General features: G+C 62.3%; 25 protein-coding genes. 16 read left to right on the top strand and 9 right to left on the bottom strand.

Translation table 11 applies throughout. From position 1 onward, the window contains the following. The first annotated feature begins 147 nt into the window (after window positions 1–147). The 6 genes from asd to fba all read left to right on the top strand — a co-directional run bounded on the left by asd (window position 148) and on the right by fba (window position 5,649). Window positions 148–1,035, top strand: a complete 888-nt coding sequence (gene asd / locus EDC35_RS10820; RefSeq protein ID WP_132977277.1) for an archaetidylserine decarboxylase — start codon at window positions 148–150, stop codon at window positions 1,033–1,035. A 39-nt stretch (window positions 1,036–1,074) separates the two neighbouring features. Beyond that, window positions 1,075–1,230 (top strand): DUF29 family protein, encoded by a 156-nt coding sequence (locus EDC35_RS10815; RefSeq protein WP_132977276.1) that lies wholly within the window; start codon window positions 1,075–1,077, stop codon window positions 1,228–1,230. Between the two features lie 120 nt (window positions 1,231–1,350). After that, window positions 1,351–2,532 carry a phosphoglycerate kinase gene (locus EDC35_RS10810; RefSeq protein WP_132977275.1) on the top strand — a complete coding sequence of 394 codons (1,182 nt, stop codon included), beginning with the start codon at window positions 1,351–1,353 and terminating at the stop codon, window positions 2,530–2,532. Window positions 2,533–2,616: 84 nt separating this feature from the next. Beyond that, a complete protein-coding gene (gene pyk, locus EDC35_RS10805) occupies window positions 2,617–4,059 on the top strand; it encodes a pyruvate kinase (protein WP_132977274.1) in 1,443 nt (480 codons plus the stop codon). A 6-nt stretch (window positions 4,060–4,065) separates the two neighbouring features. Then, on the top strand, window positions 4,066–4,503 hold the full coding sequence (locus EDC35_RS10800; RefSeq protein ID WP_132977273.1) for a bacteriohemerythrin: 438 nt from the start codon (window positions 4,066–4,068) through the stop codon (window positions 4,501–4,503). Window positions 4,504–4,584: 81 nt separating this feature from the next. Then, window positions 4,585–5,649: a class II fructose-bisphosphate aldolase gene (fba, locus tag EDC35_RS10795; RefSeq protein WP_132977272.1), complete on the top strand. Its 1,065-nt coding sequence runs from the start codon at window positions 4,585–4,587 to the stop codon at window positions 5,647–5,649. Between the two features lie 92 nt (window positions 5,650–5,741). Here the strand turns inward: fba and EDC35_RS10790 are convergent, their stop codons facing one another. From EDC35_RS10790 to EDC35_RS10760, 7 genes are all read right to left on the bottom strand, one after another. Beyond that, complete coding sequence (locus tag EDC35_RS10790; RefSeq protein ID WP_132977271.1) at window positions 5,742–7,124, bottom strand: sensor histidine kinase; 1,383 nt, start codon at window positions 7,122–7,124, stop codon at window positions 5,742–5,744. 49 nt (window positions 7,125–7,173) lie between these two features. Next, the gene (locus tag EDC35_RS10785; RefSeq protein WP_132977270.1) at window positions 7,174–7,839 is read right to left on the bottom strand and encodes a response regulator transcription factor; all 666 of its coding nucleotides are present in this window, start codon (window positions 7,837–7,839) and stop codon (window positions 7,174–7,176) included. Next, the gene (locus EDC35_RS10780) at window positions 7,839–8,186 is read right to left on the bottom strand and encodes a PepSY domain-containing protein (protein ID WP_132977269.1); all 348 of its coding nucleotides are present in this window, start codon (window positions 8,184–8,186) and stop codon (window positions 7,839–7,841) included. The genes EDC35_RS10785 and EDC35_RS10780 overlap by 1 nt, the downstream gene beginning before the upstream one ends. Before the next feature lie 188 nt (window positions 8,187–8,374). Then, entirely contained in the window at window positions 8,375–8,917 is a 543-nt protein-coding gene (locus EDC35_RS10775) for a DUF4351 domain-containing protein (protein ID WP_243651616.1), read from the bottom strand. Between the two features lie 85 nt (window positions 8,918–9,002). After that, window positions 9,003–11,855, bottom strand: coding sequence for a site-specific DNA-methyltransferase (locus EDC35_RS10770; RefSeq protein ID WP_132977268.1), 2,853 nt, complete (start codon window positions 11,853–11,855; stop codon window positions 9,003–9,005). A 185-nt stretch (window positions 11,856–12,040) separates the two neighbouring features. Then, window positions 12,041–12,583: an REP-associated tyrosine transposase gene (locus EDC35_RS10765; RefSeq protein WP_132977267.1), complete on the bottom strand. Its 543-nt coding sequence runs from the start codon at window positions 12,581–12,583 to the stop codon at window positions 12,041–12,043. A 42-nt stretch (window positions 12,584–12,625) separates the two neighbouring features. Next, the gene (locus EDC35_RS10760) at window positions 12,626–15,706 is read right to left on the bottom strand and encodes a BPTD_3080 family restriction endonuclease (protein WP_132977266.1); all 3,081 of its coding nucleotides are present in this window, start codon (window positions 15,704–15,706) and stop codon (window positions 12,626–12,628) included. A 451-nt stretch (window positions 15,707–16,157) separates the two neighbouring features. On the opposite strand from EDC35_RS10760, the gene EDC35_RS10755 reads away from it, so the two are divergent. The 4 genes from EDC35_RS10755 (at window position 16,158) to EDC35_RS10740 (ending at window position 19,128) form a co-directional block, all read left to right on the top strand. Next, complete coding sequence (locus EDC35_RS10755) at window positions 16,158–17,414, top strand: integrase family protein (protein WP_132977265.1); 1,257 nt, start codon at window positions 16,158–16,160, stop codon at window positions 17,412–17,414. A gap of 94 nt (window positions 17,415–17,508) precedes the next feature. After that, window positions 17,509–18,258, top strand: coding sequence for a hypothetical protein (locus tag EDC35_RS10750; RefSeq protein ID WP_132977264.1), 750 nt, complete (start codon window positions 17,509–17,511; stop codon window positions 18,256–18,258). 80 nt (window positions 18,259–18,338) lie between these two features. After that, window positions 18,339–18,548: a helix-turn-helix domain-containing protein gene (locus EDC35_RS10745; protein WP_132977263.1), complete on the top strand. Its 210-nt coding sequence runs from the start codon at window positions 18,339–18,341 to the stop codon at window positions 18,546–18,548. A gap of 295 nt (window positions 18,549–18,843) precedes the next feature. After that, window positions 18,844–19,128 (top strand): DUF3077 domain-containing protein, encoded by a 285-nt coding sequence (locus EDC35_RS10740; RefSeq protein WP_132977262.1) that lies wholly within the window; start codon window positions 18,844–18,846, stop codon window positions 19,126–19,128. 59 nt (window positions 19,129–19,187) lie between these two features. On the opposite strand, the gene EDC35_RS18555 is transcribed toward EDC35_RS10740, so the two are convergent. After that, window positions 19,188–19,334 (bottom strand): hypothetical protein, encoded by a 147-nt coding sequence (locus EDC35_RS18555; protein WP_165903412.1) that lies wholly within the window; start codon window positions 19,332–19,334, stop codon window positions 19,188–19,190. Between the two features lie 233 nt (window positions 19,335–19,567). On the opposite strand from EDC35_RS18555, the gene EDC35_RS10735 reads away from it, so the two are divergent. After that, a complete protein-coding gene (locus tag EDC35_RS10735) occupies window positions 19,568–22,189 on the top strand; it encodes a DUF3987 domain-containing protein (protein ID WP_132977261.1) in 2,622 nt (873 codons plus the stop codon). 162 nt (window positions 22,190–22,351) lie between these two features. On the opposite strand, the gene EDC35_RS18550 is transcribed toward EDC35_RS10735, so the two are convergent. Next, entirely contained in the window at window positions 22,352–22,516 is a 165-nt protein-coding gene (locus EDC35_RS18550) for a hypothetical protein (protein WP_165903411.1), read from the bottom strand. 1,206 nt (window positions 22,517–23,722) lie between these two features. Between EDC35_RS18550 and EDC35_RS18545 the strand changes: the two genes are divergently transcribed. From EDC35_RS18545 to EDC35_RS10715, 5 genes are all read left to right on the top strand, one after another. Beyond that, a complete protein-coding gene (locus EDC35_RS18545; protein ID WP_165903410.1) occupies window positions 23,723–24,133 on the top strand; it encodes a hypothetical protein in 411 nt (136 codons plus the stop codon). Window positions 24,134–24,187: 54 nt separating this feature from the next. Next, the gene (locus tag EDC35_RS18540) at window positions 24,188–24,394 is read left to right on the top strand and encodes a hypothetical protein (protein ID WP_165903409.1); all 207 of its coding nucleotides are present in this window, start codon (window positions 24,188–24,190) and stop codon (window positions 24,392–24,394) included. Continuing rightward, window positions 24,372–24,806: a putative PDDEXK endonuclease gene (locus EDC35_RS10725; RefSeq protein WP_132977259.1), complete on the top strand. Its 435-nt coding sequence runs from the start codon at window positions 24,372–24,374 to the stop codon at window positions 24,804–24,806. The genes EDC35_RS18540 and EDC35_RS10725 overlap by 23 nt, the downstream gene beginning before the upstream one ends. Next, window positions 24,803–25,105 carry a hypothetical protein gene (locus EDC35_RS10720; RefSeq protein ID WP_132977258.1) on the top strand — a complete coding sequence of 101 codons (303 nt, stop codon included), beginning with the start codon at window positions 24,803–24,805 and terminating at the stop codon, window positions 25,103–25,105. The genes EDC35_RS10725 and EDC35_RS10720 overlap by 4 nt, the downstream gene beginning before the upstream one ends. A gap of 78 nt (window positions 25,106–25,183) precedes the next feature. Further along, a complete protein-coding gene (locus EDC35_RS10715) occupies window positions 25,184–25,588 on the top strand; it encodes a hypothetical protein (protein ID WP_132977257.1) in 405 nt (134 codons plus the stop codon). Window positions 25,589–25,604: the final 16 nt, after the last annotated feature.

Below are 25,604 nucleotides of genomic sequence, written 5' to 3'. Positions count from 1 at the left end.
CGCCGGCAGTGCCTTGAGCCGCCTGAAACCGGCACTTATACTGTGCCCCTGCCCGCTTCCCGTCCGGATCGACCGGAACCGACCCTAATGGGGACGCATCCGGCCGATGTCCACCCGACCTTCCATGACCCTCTGTGCGGAGAATCCATGACCGATCACCCTGCCCCGCGCCTGTCCGAGCGCCTCTTCGTCGCGCTCCAGCATCTTCTGCCGCAGCACGGGCTGTCCACCCTGATGCACCGTCTGGCACGGATTCAATGGCGTCCGCTCAAATCGCTGCTGATCGCACAGTTCGCGCGGATCTATCAGATCGACATGACGCAGGCGGTGGAGCCGGATCTGTCCGCCTATCCGCATTTCAACGCCTTCTTTACCCGCCCGCTGCGACCCGACGCGCGCCCGCTGGATCCCGATCCGCTGGTGGTTCTCTGCCCGGTCGATGGTCGCATCAGTCAGATCGGCCCCATTACGACTGACGGCAGACTGATCCAGGCCAAGGGGCATGATTACAGCGTGCGCGATCTGCTGGGGCTGGCGCCCGGCGCCGACCATCCATTCGATGGCGGACGCTTCACGACCATCTATCTGGCGCCAAGCGATTATCATCGCATCCACATGCCGCTGACCGGCGATCTCACGGGGATGACCTATGTGCCGGGCCGGCTCTTCAGCGTGAACCACACCACGGCCAAGCTCGTTCCCGGTCTGTTCGCCCGCAACGAACGGGTCGTCTGCCGTTTTGCGACCGAGGCCGGCGACATGGCGCTGGCGATGATCGGCGCCATCTTCGTCGGCGGCATCGAGACCGTCTGGGCCGGCGCGATCACCCCGCCGCACAGCGGACGTTCGCTGCAACATGTTGCTCATGAAAATGGAGGACAATCGATCCACTTGGAACGGGGCGCCGAGATGGGTCGTTTCAATCTGGGCTCGACCGTGATCCTGCTCTTCCCGCGCGACCGGGTGCAGTGGGATCCCGGCCTCGCCCCCGGCCAGAAGGTTCGGCTCGGCCAGCGGCTGGGGATGCGCCGCTAAAGCGATCTGCTGAAAAACGCATACCCGTGCCCGCCTAAAATGGACAGGATTAACAGGATTTTCCAGGATGCACATGCGGATGCCGTCGATCTCGCCTGCAAGGAAAGCCGACTGCCGCGCGAGACCTTTCCCGCAACCTGTCCCTATACCGAGTCGCAAATCCTGGATGATGACCAGTATCCCGCGACGCGCTGAGACAAATCACGCTGGATGTCAGCTCATCCTTGACGATTGACCGGCTTTGCCATACAAGCAGACTCCAAATCCGTCACACCAAACCAATTCACATTATTTGCTCTGCGAGGAACTGCCACGATGTCTTTCATCAAGCTCACCGATCTCGACCTCGCCGGCAAGCGGGTGCTGATCCGGTCCGACCTCAATGTGCCGGTCAAGAATGGCCAGGTCACGTCCGACGCGCGCATCACGGCCTCGATGCCGACCTTCGAGCACTGCATCAAGGCTGGCGCCAGGGTCATGGTCATGTCCCACCTGGGCCGTCCCGAGGAAGGCATCTTTTCGGAAGCGGATTCGTTGCAGCCGGTCGCGGCAGCACTTGGCGCCAAGCTGGGGCATGAGATCCGGCTGATTCGCGATTATCTGGACCAGCCCCCCGAGATCGCCGACGGCGAACTGGTGCTGCTGGAAAACGTCCGTTTCAACACGGGTGAGGGCAAGGACAACGAGGCGCTGTCGAAGCAATACGCCGCGCTCTGCGATGTCTTCGTGATGGACGCCTTCGGCACCGCCCACCGTGCCCAGGCATCGACGCATGGCGCGGGCAAATTCGCCCCGGTCGCCTGCGCCGGTCTGCTGCTGGCCGAGGAACTGGATGCCTTGAAAAAGGCGCTCGCCAATCCGGCCCGGCCCATGGTCGCCATCGTCGGCGGTTCCAAGGTCTCGACCAAGCTGACCGTGCTCGAAGCCCTGTCCGAAAAGGTCGATCAGCTCGTGGTCGGCGGCGGCATCGCCAACACCTTCCTCGCCGCCGCCGGTTTCCCGGTCGGCCAATCGCTGTGCGAGCATGATCTGATCCCGACCGCCCAGGCATTGATGGCGAAGATGACCGCGCGCGGCGCCACCATCCCGATTGCGACCGACGTCGTCTGCGGCAAGAAATTCGACGAAAACGAACCGGCAGTCGTCAAGCCGGCAGCCGAGGTTGCCGATGATGACATGATCTTCGACATCGGCCCGAAGTCGGCGCAGGAACTGGCGGACATCATCGCCAGCGCCGGCACCATCGTCTGGAACGGCCCGGTCGGCGTCTTCGAGTTCGATCAGTTCGGCGCGGGCACCAGAACCATCTCGATGGCGATTGCCAATGCGGACGGCTTCAGTCTGGCCGGTGGCGGCGACACCATCGCCGCCATCCAGAAATATGACATCTACGATCAGGTGTCTTACATCTCGACCGCTGGCGGCGCCTTCCTCGAATATCTGGAAGGCAAGACACTGCCGGCGGTCGCCATGCTCGAATCACGGGCGAAGGATTAATCAGCCGCCAGCGATCAGCCTCCTGCCCCCAGCGATCAGCTCGGGGGCTGGAGGCTGGCGGCTGAAAGCTGGAGGCTCAAAAACATGCCAAGACGCACCAAGATCGTTGCCACCCTGGGTCCGGCGACGGACCCGTCCGCCATCATGGACGACATCATCAACGCTGGCGTCGATGTCGTCCGGCTCAACCTGTCGCACGACAGCCACGACCGGCACCGTGAGCGCGCCAACCGGATCCGCGAACGGGCACTGGCCATCGGACGCGAAGTCGCGCTGCTGATGGACCTGCAGGGCCCCAAGATCCGGATCGGCCAGTTCGCCGGGGGCAGGATCGAACTCAGCCCCGGCGACCGCTTCGCCATCGATCTCGCCTGCGGCATCAATGAGGGCGACCAGACGCAGGTCGGCACCACCTACACCCGGCTCGCCGAGGACGTGCAGCCTGGCGACACCCTGCTGCTGGACGACGGCGCCATCGAACTGCTGGTCGAATCGGTTGCCAACAGTCGCATCGACTGCCAGGTCATCGTTGGCGGCCCGCTCTCCAACAACAAGGGCATCAACAAGAAAGGCGGCGGACTCTCGGCGCCCGCGCTGACCGAGAAAGATAAGGAAGACATCCGCTTCGCCGCCGAGATCGATGCCGACTATCTGGCGGTCTCTTTCGTGCGCAATGCCGAGGATGTGCGGCTGGCGCGCGAGCTCTTCCGTGCGGCTGGCGGACACGGCGGGATCGTTGCCAAGATCGAGCGCGCCGAGGCGCTGAACGTCATCGACGACATCATCAACGCCTCCGACGCCATCATGGTTGCGCGCGGCGATCTGGGTGTGGAGATCGGGGACGCCGAACTGCCTGCGGTACAGAAACACCTCATCAGCCGTGCCCGCGCACTCAACAGCGTGGTCATCACGGCCACGCAGATGATGCAGTCGATGATCGAGCACCCGATCCCGACCCGCGCCGAGGTCTTCGATGTCGCCAATGCCGTGCTCGACGGCACCGACGCGGTCATGCTGTCGGCGGAGAGTTCCATCGGCCAGTATCCGGCCAAGGTGGTCGAGGCGCTGGACCGCATCTGTCTGGAAGCCGAAAAAAACGTCACCCGCTCCGGGCACCGCTTGGATTCGGTGTTCGGGCGCGTCGATGAGGCCATCGCCATGGCCGCCATGTACACCGCCAATCATCTGGGGGTGAAGGCCATCGCGGCCCTGACCGAAACGGGTTCGACGGTCAAATGGATGTCGCGCATCAGCTCGGGCATTCCCATCTACGCCATCACCCGGTTTGCACCGACCCGCCGTAAGGTGAGACTCTTTCGCGGCGCCTATCCGATCGCCTTCGATGTCTCCAGCACCGACATCCATGAGGTCAACTACGAGGTCATTGAGGAACTGCTGCGGCGCGGAACCGTGCGGGACGGCGATCTGGTCATCGTCACCAAGGGCGACCGCTCGGGAGTCGAAGGCCAGACCAACATCATGAAGATCATGCGGGTCGGTGAGCACAGGGTCTTGAACGAGGATTGAGGAGCGATGAGCTATTGGTCATGGGATCAATCACTTTCCGTCGGAGTTGATGTCATTGACGGTCAACATCAGCGAATTGTTGATTACATCAATGATTTACATCTGGCAAAACAGGAGCAGAACCGAGATAAAGTCTCAACCATCCTGACTGCGCTCGTCGATTACACGCGCACTCATTTTGTCTTTGAGGAAGACATCATGAAGCAGTCCAGGTACCCGCTTGCCGAGTCGCACAAGAAGGTTCATGACGCCTTCATCCTGCATATCAATGAATACATCAGGCAGCATGAAAGCGGGAAAGACGTCACGCCAAAACTCTTATCCGAATTGCAGATATGGCTGACCAACCATATCAAAAAAGACGATAGAGATTATGCGTTGTGCGTAAACAAAATGACAAAAAAGGGCTGGATTCAGAAGACGTTAAGCCGGTTTTTCGGTTGACCTGTCAGCGTTGTCTTCTTATTCCTTCTCGCGCCATCATTCATTTTTGATCAACTGTCGTTCCGACACGAGGAGTACACAATGGCCCTGATCTCAATGCGTCAAATGCTGGACCACGCCGCCGAACACGGTTACGGCGTGCCCGCCTTCAATGTCAACAACCTGGAGCAGATGCGCGCCATCATGGAAGCGGCTGACGAGACCGATTCCCCGGTCATTGTCCAGGCGTCCGCCGGTGCGCGCAAATATGCCGGTGCGCCCTTCCTGCGTCACCTCATCCTCTCCGCCATTGAGGAATGGCCGCACATTCCGGTCTGCATGCATCAGGACCACGGCACCTCGCCCGCCATCTGCCAGCGATCGATTCAGCTCGGCTTCTCGTCGGTGATGATGGACGGCTCACTCGGCACCGATGGCAAGACCCCGACCTCCTATGAATACAACGTCGAGGTCACGCGCCGCGTGGTCGAGATGTCGCACGACTGCGGCGTCTCGGTCGAGGGCGAGCTGGGCTGTCTGGGTTCGCTCGAAACCGGACAGGCCGGCGAGGAAGACGGTGTTGGCGCCGAGGGCACGCTGGATCACAGCCAGCTCCTGACCGACCCCGAAGAGGCCGCCGATTTCGTCAAGAAGACCGGCGTCGATGCACTCGCCATCGCCATCGGCACCTCGCACGGCGCCTACAAGTTCACCCGTCCGCCCACCGGCGACATCCTGGCGATCCAGCGCATCAAGGAGATCAACGCCCGCATCCCCAACACCCATCTGGTGATGCACGGCTCCTCTTCGGTGCCGCAGGAATGGCTGGCGATCATCAATCAGTTCGGCGGCGACATGGGCGAGACCTACGGCGTGCCGGTCGAAGAGATCGCCGAAGGCATCAAGCACGGCGTGCGCAAGGTCAACATCGACACCGATCTGCGCATGGCCTCCACCGGCGCCATCCGCAAGTTCTTCGCCGACAATCCCAAAGAGTTCGACCCGCGCAAGTATCTGGCCGCCGCCACCAAGGCGATGAAGGGTATCTGTCTGGCGCGCTACGAGGCCTTCGGCACCGCCGGCAACGCCAGCAAGATCAAGGTGCTCTCGCTGGAGACCATGACCAATCGCTATGCCAAGGGCGAGCTGGATCCGAAGATCAACTAAGCCCGATCCGCTGATCGGTGCTTGATCGGGGGGACGCGCAGGCGTCCCCTTTTGTTATTCACTGAAATGCCCCTCCCCTTCCGAGCCGTCGCTCAATGGGCCGCTGGCAGTCGCACGCTGACCATCAGACCACCCTCGCGCGCAGAGCCGAAGACCAGTGTCCCCTCATAGGCATCGACGACATCCCGCACGATCGCCAGCCCCAGCCCGGTGCCATCCTTACGCTGATCCAGGCGCAGCCCGCGCTCGCCAAGACGTGGCTGTTGTTGTGCCGGGACGCCCGGACCATCATCGCTGACACGGATCTCGATCCAGGCGTTTGCGGCCTGCCCCATGCGCGGCACCGTGGAGACTTGCAGCCAGACAGTCGTGCGCGCCCATTTGGCCGCGTTCTCCAGCAGGTTGCCGAGCAATTCCAGCAGATCATCCGGGGTGACGGCGGCCAGAGCCGGGAGCGGCGCTTCGATCCGCCAGTCGAGGCGTTCGCCATCGGGCGTGCGCTGCAAGGTGCGCAGCAACCGTTGCAGCGTCTCCACGACATCGACCCGCGCCCCATGTTCGGCGGTGCCGGAGCGCAGACGGGCGCGAACCAGTTCACGATCAACTCGACGGCGCATCGCTTGCGCCAGTTGCTCCAGGTCATCGGCGAGTTGCGCGTTGCCGCTGTCGCGCAAGCGGTGGGCATCGGCGGTCAGGGCGCTGAGCGGGGTCTTGAGTCCGTGGGCCAGATCGGCGGTCCAGGCGCGGGCGCGCTCGACCGCCTGGGCGCGGGCGTCGAGCAGGGCGTTGACCTCGCTGACCAGCGGCATGACCTCATCGGGATAGTCATCGGCGAGCCGCCGATCCTGACCGGAACGGATGGCCCCCACGCCGCGCCGCACCGCTTCCAGTGGCGCCAGCCCGGTCTGAATCTGCGCCAGGGTCGCCAGCGCGAGGACCAGCGCGATCAATCCCAGATACGGCAGCATATCGGCGGCGAAGGCCGTGCGTGCGGCAGCCAGCGCGGCGCGATCCTGGCCGACGGCCAGCCGCAGCACGAGCGTCTGTCCGAAGGCTTGCAGTTGGATCCGACGCTCGCGCACCAGAAGCCATTGCCCGGCAGGACCGGACAGGGTGTGGGCATGGACGGCGGCGGGTTCGAGCGCATCGTCCGGCAGCTCGATGATGTCGTCCCAGAGCGAGCGCGAGCGCAGGCGTCCGGGCTGACCGGCGCTATCGATCTGCCAGTAAAAACCGCTCAGGGGTTTTCCAAAACGCGGATCGAGCGGCTCACGGCTCAGGCTGATGGTCCCGTCGGCCTCGATTGCAATGGCGGCGGCGAGCTGGTTGAGCTGGATCGTCAGCTCGTCGCCAATCCGGCGCTCGACATGACGCTCGAACAGGGTCACGAGACCCAGACCGGCGACCAGCAGGGCCAGCGTGATCGAAACCGCTGCACCGATCCAGAGCCTGACTCGCAGCGAACGGCGTGTCATCTCCAGGCTCAAGACGCCACGCGCGCCGGACGAAGAGACAGCGGGATGTTCATGACTGATCCGGCTCGATCAGATAGCCGAAACCGCGCCGGGTCTCGATCAGATCCGTCCCCAGTTTGCGCCGCACCCGCCCGACCAGCACCTCCACGGCATTGGAATCACGCTCGAAATCCTGGGCATAGAGCTGTTCGGTCAGTTCGAGCTGGGAGACGACCCGCCCGGCGTGCTGCATGAGATAGCTGACGAGCCGGTATTCCTGCGGCGAGAGATGCACCGGGACGCCATCCAGACTGACCGCCATGCGGCGGGTGTCGAGCGTCATCCGGCCATTGACGAGCAGGGCGGTCGCCTGCCCGGCGGCGCGGCGAATCAGCGCCCGCAGTCGCGCAATCAGTTCTTCCATGCGGAAGGGCTTGGGCAGATAGTCGTCGGCGCCGGCATCGATACCCTCGACCCGCTCGCTCCAGTCGCCGCGTGCGGTCAGGATCAGCACCGGCAGACGCTGGCCGGCCGCACGCCATTTGCGCAGCACCGACAGACCGTCCAGACCGGGCAGCCCGAGATCAAGGATCGCGGCGGCGTAATGTTCGGTCTCGCCCCGAAACCAGGCGTCTTCGCCATCGCCTGAGCGATCCACAACAAAGCCCGCCGCATTCAGCGCCGCGCTCACGCCCCCGGCGACCCGCTCATCGTCTTCCACCAGCAGGATACGCATCAGTCTTCCTCAATCTCAAGCAGATGGCCGGTCGCCGCATCGACCAGCGCCTCCAACAATCGGCCATCCGGGCTGATGATCTTGAGTTCGTAGACCCAAATCTTCGCCCCGCGCCATGTCTCGCGCTCGAACTCGACATCGACGACCTCGCCCGGAACCTCGACCGCGACCTGCGCCAGGATCTCGGCGAGCGGACGCACCTCACCACGCGCCAGCGCCTGATGGGCATGCTCATGGTCATGCTTGCGGGAATCATCGTCGATGACGTGATCCGCCTGCACGGGAGCGCAGAGCAGGAGCCCCAGAATAACGACGGACAACCGGTCATGGATTGGTTTGCTGTACATGGGGTGCATGATGCGCGGTCACGGCTGACTGTTCGCTGACAGCCGGAATGATGAGTAAAGTGCATCGGCGTTTGAGCTGCCAAATCAGGACCAGAACTGGACCAGATACCATCCACCAGACCGGAGCAGGATCGGAAAAACCGTCGTCAGCATGACGACGGTCTGTCGAGGGTTCCATCTTGACGGCTTCAGTTCAGATCGTTGAAGACGGCTTCGAGCGTCTGACCGTCCAGCAGCCGTTCAGCCCAAGCGTCCAACTCCGCTTCAGTGGCCTGCTCCAGACGTTGATCGACCCAGGCTGGCAAGGGACCAAAGCGACGCATCAATTGTCGGCGTACCACCTTCGCCTCACCTTCAAGCCGACCTTCGAGCCGACCTTCGAGCCGACCTTCTAACCGGCCTTGATCAAGCCCCTGTTGCTTCCACTCTTCAGTCCAGGTCTTCACCCGTTCGGCTAACATGGCGTGCATTTCCTGCAAGTCGTTGACATGGGGAAGGTCTGCGCCGGGCACGCGCGCCGGTAACAACACCCGCTTGAGCCAAACCACGAAGGCGCGGCGCAGTTCATCCTGTTCAGCGGCGGTCAACCAGTCGATCAGACTGGCTAACACCCGTTCGATGTCTTCGGGCTGGCGACTGTTCTCCAGACGAAACAGGGCGGCGGCCAGATTCCGCTGTCCGGCCAGCTCGGCCTCGGCATAGCGGTGTTCGTCGAGCAGCAGATACCGCATCTGCGGCTGCCAGTGTTGTAGTTGTTCCGGCAGGTTCGGCCAGACTGGCAGTGAAGGTGTCGGCGATGAGGAAATCCATGCGCGGTTAGCCGATCCGAAACACCTTCATCACCTCGTCCCCCAGGTGATTGATGACCTTGACCGCGATTCGCCCGGATGCCGGCTTGGGGAAGGGGCGCGAGGTGTCGCTGTGGAGACTGGCCCAGGCGTCGAGGTCGATCTCGGCCTTGAGCGTGGTCTTGAGCGACTTGTAGGGATCGTTGGTGCCGAGGAAATAGGCATGGCGGACAAAGAAGGCTTCCTGGTTGTAATCCGTATCGATGAACCAGCAGGCGATACCTTCCGCGCCATCGCTGCGGACCTCGCCAGTGCTGGGATGGAAGACATCCACGCCGTTGACCTTGACGCGGATCAGCTCGCCGTCCACCGGCTGGATCTCGATGTCCGGTTCGCCGAAGACCACGAAGAGATTGCCCTTGCCGGTGTTCTTGAGATCCTCGGCCATGTGGAGGTCGGCGTTCATGCGTGCCTTGAGCACGGGGATGCGTCCCAGCTTGTCGAACTCGGACGAGTGGGCGTCGTAGTTGAAGGCGCAGGCGATGAGCAGATCGAACCCCGCATCGCCGGCCTCGCAGGCCGCCTCTACCAGATCGGGACGTGACACCGTGCCGAACTCGGGGCCGATGAAGATGGCTGCGCGTTTCTCCGTCGTCGCGTCCTCGGCGAGAGGCCATTGATCGCCACTGAAACGCCCTTCGGCGCAGACGATCCGGCCCGGCCAGGGCGTCAGGCTGGTGAAGGCGATGCGGTCGGTTTTGTGGGCCTGCTGCACCCCGGCGGTCTTGAGATTCTCCAGAATGATGGCGACGAAATCGCGTTTCTCGCCATAGCCGTCCTTGGGCTCGGCGACCGGATCGATCAGGTCGTCGTTCTCGTCGAGTCCCAGCACCCGATGCGGCGAGAGACTTTCGACGGTAAAGGGACCGGCAACGCGGACGGTCTTTTTGTCCTCATAAGGCTTGTCGTAAAGGGACTCGAAATCGGCCTTGGCGGCGATGGAGGCGTCGATCTCGCGCTGGCGGGCGATGCGGGCCTGCCACCACTGCGCATGCGCTTGCGTGGCGGGATCCGGCCAGTCGGGGCCGGCCTCGCGCGGAATCTCCCATTCCTCCCAGGTCTGGGCGAGCAACTGGTTGAGCCGGGCGCGCAACGGCTCCAGCGTCTCCTGCCATTTGTCCCAGATGACATCGATCTCGGCATTGTTGGCGATGGATTTGAGCGTGATATGCGGCACGCGCTCATAGACGAAGCCGTGGCCGATGTGGCCGTCGGTGGGCCGGGTCGAAGGGGCGCTCTGCGTGATCTCCGCCTCCTTGAGCTGTCCGGCGCGGCTGTCGGCGAGCAGATAATAGGGATAACGGGCGCCCATGAGCCGGGCGCGGGCCAGTGCCAGAGCGACGCGCGAGGTGTCGATGGTGATCCAGCGCCGGCCCCATTGCTCGGCGACATAAGCGGTGGTGCCGGAGCCGCAGGTGGGGTCGAGGACGAGGTCGCCGGGGTCGGTGGACATGAGGAGGCAGCGTTGAATCACCTTGGGCAAAGTCTGGACCACATAGATTTTGTCGCCTGGGCGACCGGCTATTTGGGTGTCAGTCCAGGTGTTGGATAAAACCAATGCTCCATAGTCGTCAAAGAACCGCAGGTAACCTAAAGAATTCGAGCGAGGCACGATTCGCCCGGCTCGAATCAGCCGTTTCATGCTGGGTTCTTCGGTCTTCCAATAGCCAGATGGAAAGAATCGCCGTCCTGCAATTTCCACGGTGTATTTCGACCCTGGGCTTTGGCTTGTCACAGTATCGAGTCGGAACACACGCGAGTTTTCTGGAAGCGTATGAGGCGCGGCAACTTCATCATCAATTAGTCGGCGAGTCTCACCAGATGGCAGCATGACCGAACGATACTCGCCACCACCAACCCCGCTGAGTACTTTCGTAATAGTTGGAGCACGAAACTTTGTCCGGGTTTTGTCGCGCGTGTACCAGACGAGATAATCAGAAGTGCTCGCTAGCGCGTTTGTGGTTGAACTCGATGTCTTCAGAAAGGCGATCAGGCTCATGAAATTGTCTTGGCCAAACACCTCATCCATCACCGCCCTCACCCGATGCACATTCTCATCCCCGATCTGCACGAAGATCGACCCTGATTCGGTCAGCAGATCGCGCGCCACGGTGAGCCGGTCGCGCAGATAGGTCAGATAGGAATGGATGCCATCGCGCCAGGTATCGCGAAACGCCTTGACCTGCTCCGGCTCGCGGGTGATGTGGTCGGGGTTGCCGTCCTTGACATCGCGGCTGGTGGTGGACCACTGGAAGTTCGAGTTGAATTTGATCCCATAGGGCGGATCGAGATAGATGCACTGCACCTTGCCGCGCAACCCCTCGCGCTCGGCCAGCGAGGCCATCACCTGGAGACTGTCGCCCAGGATCATCCGGTTCGACCAGTGCCCGGCGTGCTGATAGAAATCCGTGCGTTCGGCGTCCTCGGGCAGACCGTTGAAATCGGCGAAGAAGTCGAGCTGCTCGCCCCCGCTCGGAGAGGCGGGAGCGGACTGATGCAGCAGATCGTCGATGAGCGCCTTGGGATGCACCTTCTCCTGGATGTAGAGCGGCGGCGCGTGCACCACCAGATCCGACCAATCCTGCTGATCCTTGCCGCGCCACACCAGTTGCGGATCCAGATCGCGGTTGCGGCGCGCCTTCTCTTCGGTCAGCGGATCGGCGTCCGGGTGACGCGGGTACGAGACAGGGATCGGCTTCTGATCGGCCTCACGCATCACCGACTGATACTCGGCGGTGGGGATGTTGGTGCGCTTGGCCTCGTCGTGCTTGAAGGCTGCGACGGTCAGTGCATGGGGCGTGGGTGATTTCGACTTAGCCATGTTATATCCAGAGCGGTGATTCTGGTGACGAAGCTCCGCTTCGTCACCCGTGCGATGAAGCTCCAGCTTCACGAAACCCATGCTCAGTGGCGTCGATATTCATGAAGCAGAGCTTCATCTCTGGGGTCACGAAGCTGGAGCTTCGTGACCAGAACTCCCCATCCCCTGGTGACGAAGCTCCAGCTTCACGACCCCGACCATCCTTTATCGATCTCGATCAGCCCCGGCTGGCCCAGATAGTCACGCGCGCTGGAGTAGCGCCAGTGCTCGGGGACATCGACATAGCCGCGTTTGACGGGATTGTAATGGATGTAGTCGAGCTTCTGACGCATCACGTCTTCATGCTCGATCCGCTGCGGATGGCTGCCTTCTTCCCAAACCTGATAGATCGATTCCATTTTCCCCTCGCCCTTGAAGAGCCGGAGCATCTTCAGCAAACGCTGCGCACCGCTCTGCTCCAGGGTTGCGATCAGCCCTTTCGCCGTAAAGGACTTGAACCGTTGCACGTCCTGGTCCAGCTCGGGGGCGCGGGCGACGAGATGCAGATGGTTTTCGAGGATCACATAACCATGCAGCCGAAAGGCGCGATGCGCTTGCAGATAGCGCCAGCTCTCCAGGATGACGTCGACGGTTGCCGGACGGGTGAAGACGGGCAGCCAGTGATTGATCGTCATCGTCAGGAAATACGGGGCATCGTTGCCGAGAAAGCGGTAGCGGGTGCGGGTCATGTTGAGCGCCTCCGTTCGTGAAGCGGAGCTTCATCGCTGGGGTCACGAAGCGGGAGCTTCGTGACCAGAAAAAAACGCGCCGATCATCTGCTCGAATGCCTCATCCACCTTCGCCGCAAAGTCGTCCTGCATCTGAAAGACATCGGTGAACTCGGCAAAGGCCCAGCTGCCATGGGTGCCGAGATTGTTCACGCCGGGTACCCAGTAAATCTCCATCGTGTTCTTTTTCTCTTTGGCGTCCTCACGGCGATAGCCCTTGATCTCGACAATGAGGTACAGCGAATCGTCAGGTCCATGCCCGTCGTCGATGACGACGATGAAGTCCGGGACATAGATCCGAGTCTCGGAACCGTAGCGATAGGGCACGGTGAAACCCAGATTATGGTTCTTCACGTAGGCGATGACGCGGGGATGTTGTTCGGCGACGCGGCAGAATTCGGCCTCCCAGTCACTGTCGAGGATGACCCAGTTAAGGTGACAGTGGTCGGCGGCGGTCTCCCAGCGGTCGGTCCTGGAGGTGTTGAAATTGACGTGGAGGGTGGAGCCCGTGGGGTTGTAGGGATCGAGCACGGCCTTGATGGGGCGCGTGCCGACCAGTGCGCGCGTGATGCCAGCGGTGATGCGCTCACAGGCCATGTCGGCGAGCATCTGGTACTTGAGTTGGACCGGATAGGTTCCGCCCTTGCAGACGAGGCAGGTATCGAGCCACTGCCGGGCAATCCGCTTGAGCTGGCCGAAGAGATGAAGCTGGGGCTCGCCGTCGGCATCGCGCCAGTGCTTCGTCAGCAGGTGCGAAGTCAGCTCATAGACCACCTGGGACGGACGCACCTCGCCGGTGTGAATCAGGTTGAGATCGACCGGCGCGCCGATGATGCCAGCGTTGAGCGTCCTGGTCGCACCGATCAGATCCGGGGTCAGCTCCAGGACGGAATCGTCATTGAACACGGCGGTCAGCCGGTCTGCGGGCAATTCGGTGCGATAACCCTGAACGCGCGGGAAACGAATCTCCAGATGATCGCGTTCAGGCCGGACGGCCTTGACCTGAATGGTCTGACGCGGCGGTTGAGGCGTCGCCACCACAGGCTTGGCGGTGAAATCGAAGGGAATGCCGAGCACGTCGGCATATTCGACGTTGAAGAGATTCGCTTCATTGAGATCGTAGGATTGACGACGTAGCGCGCGACCGATGACCTGCTCGCACAGGAGTTGGGTGCCGAAGGCGCGCACGCCGAGCACATGGGTCACGGTGTTGGCGTCCCAGCCCTCGGTGAGCATCGACACGGAGACCACGCAGCGGATGGAGTCGCCCAGACGTCCGGGTTTGCCGACGGTGTTCATGACCTCGCGCAGCAGGGCGGCATCGTCCAGGGTCTTGCCGGCGCGCAGCTCATCGGCGAGCCGACCCCCGCGCTCGAAAATTTCGCGGCGGAACTGCTCGATCTCGGGGCCGGCGATGGCGCGGAACTGGTCGTCCAATGCCTCGCCGGATTCCAGTTGCTCACTGTCAATCAGCAGGGTGCGCGGGCGGGCCAGCGGATTACCGTGTTCGTCATGATTGCGGAAGAGCGGCAATCGACCGAACTCCAGTTGGCTGGTGCCATCCTTGTTCTCACGGGTGAAACCGGAGATGTAGTCGTAAACCAGCTTGGAGGTCGAGGTGTTGTTGCAGACGACGATAAAGCAGGGCGGCACGGGGATGCCTGCTTGCGCCCAGAGGTCATAGGTTTGCCGATAGTGACCATAGAGCGCATCAAGCGCCGTCTGAAGCTGGGGCGGGAGATCGAGCGGGTTGAGCGCATCGGTCTTGCCCCGGCCCTTCTTCGGCATTTTGGTGCGGATATGCTCCCAGAGATTGCGGAACATCGGCATCTCGCCGCCGGGGATGTTATCCGCGACCGGGACGCGCGGCAGCTTGACGATGCCGCACTCAATGGCGTCCATGAGCGAGAAGTCGCTGAGGGTCCAGGGGAACAGGGTGCCTTCGGCGTATCCAGAGCCGCGCAGAAAAAAGGGCGTGGCGGAAAGGTCAAGGACACGGGCGAGGCCAAGCTGACGATTGACCACTTCGAGCCCGGAGATCCAGAGCCGGGCGGCCTCGTTGTTGTGCTCGGCTTCTTTTTTCTCGTCGCCCTTGAGTCCGTCGTCCTCGCGATTGTGAGGCTTTTCACGATAGCAATGATGCGCCTCGTCGTTGATGGCAAGGATCTGCTTCATCCCCATCAATTCCGGCATGACCCGCTGGAGCATCTGGCCTTCGGTTTCGACCGTCTCAAGGAGCGACCCATGACGACCTTGAAGTAAACGGCGATTACCCTTGGAGAGATCCAAACGCTCGCGACGTTTGAAGGCGTGATAGTTGGTGATAACGATCCTGGCCCGTTCCAGGTCGCCGAGCATGTCGCCCGGCACCAGTTCGCGGCTGGCGTAATAACTGTCCGGGTCATGCGGTTGCAGGACACGCAACCGGTCCCGGATCGTCAGACCGGGGGCGACAATCAGGAAGCCACGAGTGAATTTCCGGCTGTTCGGTCGGCGTACCGCGTTGACGGTCTGCCACGCAATCAGCATCGCCATGACGGTGGTTTTACCCGCGCCAGTGGCGAGCTTCAACGCCAGGCGCAGCAAACCAGGGTTGGCCTCCTGGTTGGCCTGTTCCAGATGTTCGATGAAACGCTGCCCCGCTTTACCCATCTGAGGGGCAACCTCGGTCAACCAGATCGCCGTCTCGACGGCTTCGATCTGACAGAAGAAAGGGCGGAGACCGGCAAAGGGATGATGACGCCAGTGGTCGAGCAGGCGGGCGGTTTCGGGCGTGACCCACCAGCTATCCGCCGGGAGTTGTCGCCACCGATCAACCTCCGCACGCACAGCGTTGATGATGGCGGTGTGGTCGTAACGCTGTTGCTCGCTGCTGAGACCCAGTCCCTCATCGAAGAGCAGCGATTTCTGCTGACCGGCTCCTTTCTGCTTCTTGGGTTTGGGGATCGGGGTGATGAATTCGGCGCGACGGCGCGTCTCGATGATCTTCTGGGTCGGCTGGCCCTGAGCATCCAGCTCCCAATGGCAGACCGGATAGGCATAGGGGGAGTTGAGGATGGGGCGATCGAAAAAGGGGTTATCCATGGCATCCGAATCCGGGTTGGGCACCAGCGCTGAGCACTCATTCGATTTGTGTCAAGCATCCTAACATTGACACCTGGACGGAACCACTGAGGTCAGGAAAACAGGGATCAAACCCGCGTAGAAACACACTACAAGACACCGCAGCGGACCAGAAATTGACCAGGAGTAGAAATCAGCAGGCGAAAAAAAACCTCACGATCAGCAAAACGTGAGGTTTTTTATGGTCTTGTTGGTGCCCAGGGGCGGAATCGAACCACCGACACGAGGATTTTCAGTCTTCTTGTCCGCGAGCCACAAAGAACCCTATCGGTCTTGAATCCATTTTTTAAGCCCATTATCTACAAGGCTCTCTAGCCTTTCTGTCTTTCTTGTCCTATCCTGTCCTTAACAGGTTCCTTGGGTCCGAAATGAACCCGATAAGAACCCGGCTCAAAGCGACAGAGGTAGAGACATGCCACGCATTGCCGACCAGCGCCGGTCCCTGACGAAAGAAGCCGTCACCCGCATCAAGCCCCGCACTGAGCGGTTTATCGTCTGGGATGAGTCAACGCCGAATTTCGGTCTTCGCGTCTATCCGTCTGGCGTGAAGTCATACGTCCTGCGAATCACGTTCACCAATTCCAGCGGGAAGGCGGTTCAGCGATTGGAGACCATCGGCAATGTTGCCGACTTCGCCACGCCAGACGCAGCGCGGAATAAGGCGCTGGAACTGCGCCAGCGGTACAAGGGCGGCGAGGATGTGAAAGCAACCCGGCAGGCGGCCAAGGCCCGCAACACGACGCTACGGGAGGCGCTGGATCTGTATTTGGCTGCTCGGTCGCGCGGGACGAAACCGATGAAACCGAGCACGGCCAAAGACATGCGGGCGCAGATGGCTTACGGTCTAGCGGAATTCATGGATAAGCCGCTGATCACGCTGGACGCCGATACCGCGATCCGCTGGCACCGCGAACGGAAGGAGAAAGCGCCGGTCCGCGCCGACTGCGAAGCGCGCTATCTGCGTGCTGTGTGGAACTGGACCAGGGAGGAACTGCCCGCGCTCGAACTGCCGGAATGGCCCACGGCAAGGTGGAGCAAACAGAAAGAATGGAGTCCGTCCAATCGTCGGAAACGCCGCTTGAATCGTGAGTCCGCGCCTGCCTGGATGGCGGTCACTCAATCATGGGTCAACGCGCGCGACCGGGCGCTGTTCACCCTTCTCTATTTCACTGGCTGGCGCATCAGCGAAGCCATGAATCTACGATGGGAAGACGTTGATCTTGATCGCGGGCGCGTCTGGCTGCGCAGCGTCAAGACTGGCGGCGACCATCATCTACCCCTCGCGCGCCAAGCTGTGGCCGCGCTCTCAGCCCTGGCCCGTGATACCGCTTGGGTCTTCCCTGCCCCGCTTCGAGACGGCGGTATCGGCCCGATGGTTCTGCCAAGCAAGGCGATCATCCGTCATCGTGAACAATCCGGCGTGGAGTGGTCCGCGCATGATCTGCGGCGCGGATTCATCAGTGTTGGCGAGGCTATTGGTGTGCCGAGCGCGGCTGTGCGGCGACTGACCGGGCATGTCGTCAATCAGCGTGACGCGCATGACGGCTATATCGACTTCGACGCAGATGATCTAGCGCCGCATGTGCAGCGTATTGCCGATGCACTGGAGGGAATGGCGAACGGCACGGCTGGGGAGGTTGTGGAAATTGGCGCGAGGGCGCTGGCGTGAGTTCCAGCCAAGTCTAGGGTAGCTCCCGAAAAGGCGGATCCTTCACCGCTCTGGCTTGGCTCCTTTCCTGAAGGTGACACAGAAGGATGTCGCTATGTCGCTTCGATGGTCAGCGAAACATTGGCCCATCATTGAGCAGGCAAAGCGTGGCTTACTGCCCGAACGCCTGTCGATTGCCGAGATCGCCCAGCTTCACCCATTGGGGGATGACTTCGCCAAGACCCTGCTGGAGGAATGCACGATCTACATGCACCGCCAAGGCAACGGCCTGCCGATTGATGATGTTGAGGCCGGTTTCTCGCCGCCGCCGCCCGAGGCTGGTGAAGGGTTGCGCTTTGACGAGGTGGATGCAGAAACGCAGATGCGCCGAATGCGCGAGCACCCGAATCTGCATGAGATCGACCCGCCGGACAGCAACCCGTACAACGGGCATTTCTATCTCATCCACCGCGACGACTTGCGGATCTACCTTCAGAAGGAAGGCGAATGGCCGCTGCCGATGGATGCGGATCTGCATCTGTGGTGGGAACCACAAGCCGCACCAAGGGCAGACGAGGCATCCGGGCATCATTCGACTATGGAAGCGACAGCCATAAAAACGCGCGAAAGGGATCCTTTAACCACTGTCGTCCGCGAATGCTTCGATGCCTACCGTCGGGAGAAGGGCGAATATCCCCAAACGGCTCATCAGTGCTTGGATCGGCTCGGTAATCACTGGCAAACGCCATGTGGCATTAAATGGTCGAGAAGCGAGGGGAAAATGCTCGTTAATGGCGAGCCACGCGACCGCCAAACATTCGGCAGGCGATTTCAATACGTTAAGAAGCAATTAACCGGCAATTAGCGGAATTAAGGGAATTAAGGCGTTGCTCGCCGCTTTGGTTGCTAAAGTCCTCACACCGCAACCCAAGCCGTGAGGAACCAATGAGCACCATCCAAGCCGCACCGCGCTGGCATTCAACAGAAGCTGTCGCCGAGCTTTTCGACCTGAGTCCGCGCCATGTGCGGCGCATGATCGCAATCGGCGAATTGAGGGCAGTTCAATTCGGTCGCGTCTATCGCGTTTCGGATGAGGCTATTCGAGACTTCGCAGAGACGCATTCGACGTATCAGCGCCAGCAAGAAGCGGCGTAGGAGATCAATGGAATGAACCGGACGCCGATCAACAGTCGCACGACTCGCAACGAGAAAGCGCAGAGAGGTATCGCCCAAAAGAGAAACCCGACGTTTTAGGCGTCGGGTTCAGACAAGCAAGACGTTTTTGTATGCCGCCTGAGCGTTACAACCGCATCAGGAGCTAAAGCCAGACCGGACCCCGGAGCATACCGAACCGGACCCGACCGACCAGTAAATGATACATGCCGCTGCGCATGTCGTCACGGGCACTTTTACGCCTGCTGGTCGGCTCTCACCCCAAAAAAGGCGACCCGTGAAAACCAAACAGACCCCCTTCTACCGCGATCTGTCAGCCGGCCCTGACGCCTTCGCGTTCAGCGTCAATGCCGGATACCCATCCGGCCATGCTCTTGAACTGGCCGACACGATCATGGGTGCGGCGCTGCAATCCCTGGTGGATGCGGCTGGCAATCTGCCCCCCGGCTCGGAAACGACTGCGATCTACTGCGCCATCTACAGCTTGGAAATGGCGCATGCCCTCGTCAATTCCTGCTTGCCGCTGGACGTAGCCGCTACCGGCAATGGAGGTGCAGCATGAGCGCCTACCAAGACACCGCACCCTGCACCACACCCGAAGAACAGCCGCCCATTCCACCCTCACCGGCTGAACTGGACGAGCGGCAACGCCACGCCGCCGAGATCGAGCGCCAGCAACTCTTCGACCTTGCCGATGGCGCCACCCTGAACGATGCCCTTGAAGCGGCGATTCAGGAGGCGCACCAGCGGGCGGCTGGGGGTTGCCAAGGAGGGTACGGCGTAATGATTCACCCCCCTGGAAAGGGGGCTTTGCCCCCTCCGCTCCGACTCATCGCGTCCCATGCGGCACGGTCAGGGATCGGCGGCTACGCCTGGCGGCGGGCGCGCGGATTGCTGACGATCTCCGATCACGTCCGCCTGTACCGAGCCATCCGAACCCCGCGCGGTGCCTATCGGTGTCCGCTTCCCGAGGATTTGATCCTTTGCGGTCGGGGGCGGACATGACGACGACTCAATCAGCGGTCCCGCTGCCCGACCGCTCGTTTCAACATCTCCCGGCCGCGATGCGCGCGGCTCCGCGCTGGCTGCTTTGGCGGAGCCTGGCCAATCGCGACAAATCGAAAAAGCCCCGGAAAGTTCCCTTCTATGCCGATGGCGAACCGCGTCAAGGCGCGCTCGACACGCCGGCAGATGTGGCGCGCCTCGTCACCTTCGAGGAGGCCGAGAAGGTCTTGCGCGGCGGCAACTTCACGGGCTTGGGCTTCGCGCTGGGACCGGACGGCCACGGGAGTTTTTGGCAAGGGGTCGATCTGGATGGAACCGACGTCCGCCCCGAACTGGCGGCGCTGGCCGAGAAGCTGCCGGGCTATGTCGAAGTCTCGCCGTCAGGTAAGGGCGTTCACGCCATCGGGCGGGGCGCGTCCTTCCCGTCGCTTGGCTCAAACGCGAGCGGCATCGAGGCATACGCGGCGGGGAGGTATTTCACCGTCACGGGGGAGGCGATCCGGGGCGAGCTTGAAGACCTCGCGGGGTTCGTCACCGGCACACTGGCCCCGCTGCATGCTAAGGCGTCATCGCCCCGTTCGCCAAGCGGGGCTGTCGCCCCGCTTGCGGGTGACAGCTTCTTTGCGCGGGTCAACACCCTAGCCATGTCGCGGCTGGGCGATTGGGTGCCGCAACTGTTCCCGAAGGCGCGACCCTACCATGACGGGTTCCGGATCGAATCCGCCGCGCTGGGGCGTGACCTGGAGGAAGCTATCAGCATCCTTCCGGCTGGGATTCGCGACTTTGGCGAGGAGTGCGGCAAATCGCCGATTGACCTTGTGGTTCAGTGGAGCGAGGCGGCGAACGCGCGCGAGGCGGCCTTGTGGCTGTGTCGTCAGATGGGCGTCGATCCGGCAACGCAAGGCTGGATCGAGCGGAGCGCGCGACCTTCGCCCGTCCAGGGTGAGGCTTCCGGCCCGAATCGCGGGACTGGCGCTGAGGCTCCACGCGCCGGCAAGACTCGCCCCGAGACGTCGGCGGATCTCCCAGGATGGGCGGAACCGCCTCCCGGATGGGAGGGCACGGCGACTGCGCGCGAGGAACCGTGGCCGGAGCCGTCGGACGTGTCCTCACCGGCCGATGCTCTGCCGTATCCCTTGCCACTCTTCCCAGCGGTCGCGCAACTGGCGATTCGTGAGTACGCGGCCTTCGGGCGCCAACCCCTCCCGTTGGTCGCGTCATCGGCCCTAGGTCAGATGGCCCTCGCCGCTCAAGGGCTCGCGGATGTCGCGCGTAACGAGCATCTGCGCTCGCCGTGCAGTCTCTACCTGCTAGCCGTCGCGCAATCCGGGGAGCGGAAAAGCGCGGCGGACAAGCAGTTCAGCCGGGCTATCCGGGCGTGGGTGCGGCGCGAGCGGGAGGACCGGGCGGATGAATTTCGCCGCTCGGTCGCGATGGCCAAGGACCACAAGGCCCGGATGTCGGGTGTCGAGTCCAAGATCAAGACGCTATCCGGCAAGGTGGACGATGAGGAGGCGGGCAAGGAGTTGGAGCGGTTGCAGGCGCGACTGATCGAGCTGGAGCAAAACCCCATCGTCGCGAAGCCGCTGCCCTCTCCGACCCACGAGGATGTGAACCCGGCGAGTCTGGCCTTTGCGGTCGCGAGCGGCTGGCCAAGCTCGGGGTTGTTCTCGGATGAGGCGGGCGCGGTCATCGGCTCCCCGGGGCTCGGGGAGGAGAACGCGACCTCACTGCTGTCGCTGCTGAACATTTTGTGGGATGGGCGGGACTTCACGCCGACGCGCAAACAGGCGACCGTCGCGGAGCTGCGTGGGCGGCGGTTCTCGGCCTTTCTGATGCTGCAACCTGATCTGTTGCCCAAGCTGATCGACAAGGGCGCGCGCAACATTGGATTCCTCGCGCGGTTTCTGATCTGCCACCCAGATTCGACCATGGGCACCCGGCTTTATCGCGAGCCTCCCGAGTCTTGGACGGCGCTGGAGGCATTCGACCGGCAAATCTTGTCCCTGCTGGAACTCCCCCTGCCCATCGATTGCAGCGGGGAGGATCGCGGCGCGATGATGCGTTTGGATCCGTCCGTGATGCACCTCGACCCGGCCGCGAAACAAACCTGGATCGGCTTTCACGATGCCATCGAGCGGGAGCTGTGCGACTTCGGGGAGTTTGCCAGCGTGCGCGACGTGGCCAGCAAGACGGCGGAAAACGCCTGCCGGATCGCGGCGGTGTTCAAGCTGTTCGATCAAGGGCGGGTGGGTAAGCTGATCGAGTCCAGCTACATGGAAGCGGGTATTGCGGTCGCGGGCTGGCATCTGAACGAGGCGCGGCGGCTGTTTCTGGAGATCGACACGCCACCCGAGACCCTGGACGCGCGGGAGCTATCGGCCTGGCTGTCGGGGAAGGCGCGCGAACTGGCCGACCGCCACGGGGAGCCGATCATGGATCGCGAGGGGGGCGTGTCGCTCCGGGACATCTCGAAGTACGGCCCCAACCGGGTGCGCGAAACCGTGCGGCGGGATGACGCGCTGGACATTCTGGCCGAGGCGAATCACTTGCGGCGGTGCGATGCTGGCAAGCAGAAACGGATCCAGGTGAATCCTAAGCTGCTGACTCCACAGTGATTCCTAAGTGCCGCAATGTGCCGCAACTGGGTTGCGGCACTTGGGAAAGGATCAGTCCCTTTGCCGTCAACAACTTGAAAGAAGTGCCGCAACTGCCGCAACTGCCGCAGCCCTCCCGATAAGTGAAATTTAAGACTCTTTCTTTCTTCTAAAATGAGCGTTCTAGACCGTTTTATCCTCCCTGAGAATCCCGGAACCGTTGCGGCAGTTGCGGCAGTTGCGGCAGATGAAGGGGTATCCGTCGAAACGTGTGCCGCGTCCGAGCCGGGCGAAACCTCCCGGCTGTGGTGGATCCAGCACCCGGAGCCCGAGGGCTGGCTGTCGCATTCCTTCACGCCCCCGGCCAGCCGGGCGGACCTCGCGCGCTGGTATCCCGGTCAGGCGGTCAGGGCCGAGTCGGAGCCTGACCCGGTATCAGGCGCGGTTGCTCCTCCTCCTTCTCCCTCCCTGGATGAGAATGGCCCCGCGCCACCTCAACCCGCCCGTGCCAGCGATCCCCCTCCCGTGTCCTGTGATCGCTGTCAGCACTTCACGCCGAGCACGACAAGCCCCACGGCGGGGCTTGGGCGCTGCCGGATCGAGGCGCCCGCCAGCCTGATTCCCCCGGCGCTGTGGCCATCGGCCGAACATCGGTGCCGGGATTGGCGGGCGCTCCGTGCGTAAGCGGTCGGATCGCGCGCGCAAGTGCCGCAATGTGCCGCAAGTGGGTTGCGGCACTTGGGGCGATATTGCAGCCTATTAAATCAATGGCTTGCGCGAAGTGCCGCAACTGCCGCAAATGCCGCAGGGGTTGGGTGTTTCTACAGGGACACGATAGGCGCGTGCGGGATGCGGATTCGGAGTCCAAAAAAATCCCACAAGCAAGTGGACACGACGGGGCGCGCGGGATGCGGGAGGAAAAAGGCAGTGGGAAAAGGTGGCGAAAATACCAAGCATGGCGATTTTGGTTGACTTTGGTTAACTGATCGAGCGGCGGGGCTGACACGCCGTCCTGAGCGACTGCCAAAAATCGGTTGAGGATGGTTGAGCCATGAAACGAGATCGTGAAGGACTGACCCGCCCTGGAGGGTTCCCCTCCGCTGGAGATCGGCCACGGGCACCGAGATCACGGCCACCAGGACCACGGCCAGCGCCGGCAAGGCGTCGAGATCCAGGCTTGTCGGAGCGGTCCCGACGGCAGGACCACGGGCACCGAGATCACGGCCACCAGGACCACGGCCAGCGCCGGCAAGGCGTCGAGATCCAGGCTTGTCGGAGCGGTCCCGACGGCAGGACCACGGGCACCGAGATCACGGCCACCAGGACCACGGCCACCAGGACCACGGCCACCAGGACCACGGCCAGCGCCGGCAAGGCGTCGAGATCCAGGCTTGTCGCCCCCCTTGGATCGATCCTCCCAGCGCCTTGAATGTTCGGCGCCGAGGTTCACGGCTCCCTCCCCCGTGGGTCTAGCTGGGTGTCTAGCTGACCGCTATACAGGTAGCTAGAAATTGATAAAATGCTTTTAGATCAATGGAAAACAGGGGCGAGACGATGACTGAACAGATTGCTATCAGAGTTCCAGACGGAACGAAGGCCAAGATCCGAGCATTGAGCCAATCAGACGAGACGATGACCGCAACGCTTCTTAGGGCGCTTGGGGGCTTGGCCGATTCAGGGGAATCGCCCATTTCCGCGACGAACAACCCGGATCTACGGGAGCAAATCGCCGCTCTGACGGGGCGCGTGGCCGTGCTGGAAAAAATGCCCTCGCCTATCGGGCAGAAGACGGCATTCATGCAAAAAGATGAGTCCGCCGAATATCCCCCTGCCGTCCGAATGATGGCGCTGTGGCTCAAGAGTCAGCGGAAAAGCAATGCTGAGATCCGATCCGCGATTTACGAGGCTTGCGGACGGGCGCCCTCCCTGAAACACATCTCCACGGCTTTGCGGCGTTGGCAGTGATGGCAAGGAAAAAACGGGGCAGACAAACAGCCCGAGGCCGCGAACCTCGTCGATGTGCTGGCGCGGATTGATGAGGCCGAAACCGAAGCGGACCTGAAAACGGTCGCCGATCTGGCCGGGAAAATCGCTGATCCTCTCGATAAACAGTTTGCGCGCGAGGCGTTCGCGGCACGCTTGCAGGCGATGCGCGAAGCTGGCGCGGGACCACAGACCGACCCGGACGTTGCGGAGGCAGGGCATGAGCCGGATGCAGCGGAGTAAGGGCGCTTCAGGCGAACGGGAACTGATCCAGGCCATCCACGCCCACCTTGGCGTGAAGCTGCTGCGCAATCTGGAGCAGTCACGGGCAGGAGGCCATGACCTGACCCTCGCTGACAACGCCGAGGGCGGACCCGTGGCCCGTGAACTGGCACGGTACGGCATTGAGGTGAAGCGCCACAGCAAGGCGACACAGGGCTTGCTGCGGGAATGGTGGAGTCAGACCACGGTCCAGGCGCAACGGGCAGGGCTGCGGCCCTGTCTCGCTTACCGCGCAGATCGGCAGGATTGGCGTGTGGTCCTGCCCCTGGCTGCGCTGGTGCCAAGCCTGGAGCCATGGCCCGGCCATGAGTGGACGGCGGATCTGTCGCTGTTGGGGTTCGTCACGCTGATCCGGGAGCAAGCGGCAACATGACCACGAAAGCCACGCCCTGCCCAGGCATCGACTGGTCGCTGACCGAGGCACTGCGGACCAGTCCGACCTTGGCAATCTTGGAGGATCTGGCCTCAGGCATGCCGTTGGACCTCACGGACAGCGAGCAGGTCAAGGACGGTATCGATGCAACGCTGCCTGATGTGCTGCTGGCGCTTGACGCCGAGCGGATCGTCATCACGGACGCTGACGACCGCGCCGCATTCATGGGGCTGCTGGTCTTTGCCCTCGCGCTGCTGCTGGACGGGCGCTTGGGGCGACCCGCCGAGACCCGACATTGAGCGATCTAGCAAAAATCTAGCGTCAGGCTAGACAGATGCTAGAATGGCGCTAGATTCCTGCTATACAGAGGCCAGACCATGAGCGAGCCCGCCGAACAACTTGCCTTCCGCGTCCCTGCCGGTACCCGCGAACGCATCCGCACTGTGGCCCGCGAGGGTGAGAGCATGACGGCGACCGTCTTGCGTGGTCTCGCCGCGCTGGAAGGCCAGAGCGCGGCCCACGACGCCGAGCCGGGGCAACCCCTGGCCGATGAGCGGCTGGCGGATCTGGAGCGGCGCGTATCGCTGCTGGAGGGTCAAGCGCCAGCGATGGAAAGCGAGGGGCAGGATTATCCGCCGCTGGCGCGGGACATGGCTTTGGGGATGCGGGCGAGAGGATGCCCGCCTGCCGAGATCCGCGCCGCGCTGGTGAAGGTGTGCGGCAAGTCGCCCTCAGCGGCGCATCTGGCGCGTGCGCTGCGCCGTTGGGCCGGGCAAGATTGACGCCGTTGATGACAGC

The sequence above is a fragment of the Thiobaca trueperi genome, from assembly GCF_004342175.1.
In the GTDB taxonomy this organism is placed as follows: Bacteria; Pseudomonadota; Gammaproteobacteria; order Chromatiales; family Chromatiaceae; genus Thiobaca; species Thiobaca trueperi.
Note: the sequence above shows the minus strand (reverse complement) of the source record. Positions and strands in the feature narration are given on the sequence as shown.